The following is a 1,352-nucleotide window of genomic DNA, read 5'->3' as shown; positions in this document are numbered from 1 at the left end:
GGTGCTCTGCCGCGAAGCCGCGCAGGTCATCCAGGCGCATCATCGACCCGTCATCGTGCACGATCTCCACCAGCACCCCCACCGGCTCCAGGCCGGCGGCGACGCACAGGTCCACGGCCGCCTCGGTGTGTCCGCGGCGTTCAAGCACCCCGCGTGGGTTGGCGCGCAGCGGGAAGATGTGCCCGGGGCGGTTCAGCTGGCCCGCAGTGGTGCCCGGGTCGGCCAGCAGACGTGCGGTCAGGGCGCGGTCGGCCGCGGAAATGCCGGTGCTGATCCCTTCGGCGGCATCGCAGGAGACGGTGAAGGCGGTGCCCTTGGCGTCCTGGTTGATCCCCACCATCGGGGCCAGGCGCAGCTCGTCGGCGCGGGCGGCGCCCATCGGCACGCAGATCACCCCCGAGGAGTGGCGGATGGTGAAGCCCATCAGCTCCGGGGTGGCGAACTGGGCGGCGAAGATGATGTCGCCCTCGTTCTCGCGGTCCTCATCGTCCACCACCACAACGGCCTGCCCGGCGGCCATGGCGGCCAGGGCGGTGGGGATGGAGTCCAACTCCTTCGTGCTGGTGCTCATCGGGTGACCTCCTGGAATTCGTTGAGCCGGGCGACGTACTTGGCCAGCACGTCGACCTCGATGTTGACCTCGTCGCCCACCTGGCGGGTTCCCATGGTGGTTTCGCGCAGGGTCGTGGGAATGATGCCCACCTCCACCCAGTGGGTTTCTGCGCCGGCCGGGCTCACGGCGGTGAGGGTCAGTGAGATCCCATCCAGTGCGATGGACCCCTTTTGCGCGGTCAGCGGCGCGTACTGGGTGGGCACAGCGACGCGGAAGCTGACCCATTGCCCGTGGTCCTCGCGTGAAAGCACGCGGCCCACGGCGTCCACATGTCCCTGCACGACGTGGCCATCGAGCCGGGCCCCGGCCTTGGTGCAACGCTCCAGGTTCACGCTGGCCCCGGGTTCCAGGGCGCCGATGGTGGTGCGGCGCAGCGTTTCTCCCATCACGTCCACGCTGATTCGCGGGCCGTCGATGGCGGTGGCGGTCAGGCACACCCCGTTGATGGCGATGGAACCGCCCAGGTCGAAGTCCTGCGCGTGCCCTGGGATGTCCAGGTCCAGCACGGCGCTGTCGCTGTGCGCGTCGTGCTGCAGCCCCAGCACGGTGCCGCGGCCGCTGATGATTCCGGTAAACATTGAAAACTCCTTGTGGTGGTGCGCGGTCCGGTGGGTCGCCGCAGGACCCCTGCGGCAAGGGCCGGGGTTGGGGTGGGCGGTGGCGACCGGCCGCGCTGATTCTGGCGTCTGGTGCCCGGGGCCGGGCGGCGCGCCTAGGGCCGGGTGTCGGGATCCGGCAG

2 protein-coding genes are annotated in these 1,352 nt (G+C 70.2%); both read right to left on the bottom strand.

From position 1 onward, the window contains the following. Positions 1-571, bottom strand: a 571-nt coding sequence (gene ribB / locus RCJ92_RS15885; protein WP_446755121.1) for a 3,4-dihydroxy-2-butanone-4-phosphate synthase, incomplete at its 3' end; no start/stop codon positions are given. Continuing rightward, entirely contained in the window at positions 568-1,191 is a 624-nt protein-coding gene (locus RCJ92_RS15880; RefSeq protein ID WP_446755120.1) for a riboflavin synthase, read from the bottom strand. The genes RCJ92_RS15880 and ribB, both read right to left, overlap by 4 nt. Positions 1,192-1,352: the final 161 nt, after the last annotated feature.

It is taken from the genome of Glutamicibacter sp. BSL13, from assembly GCF_052928425.1.
Note: the sequence above shows the minus strand (reverse complement) of the source record. Positions and strands in the feature narration are given on the sequence as shown.

Coding starts and splice junctions, on each gene's coding strand:
- RCJ92_RS15880 (WP_446755120.1), bottom strand. CDS start 1,191: ATGTTTACCGGAATCATCAGCGGCCGCGGCACCGTGCTGGGGCTGCAG.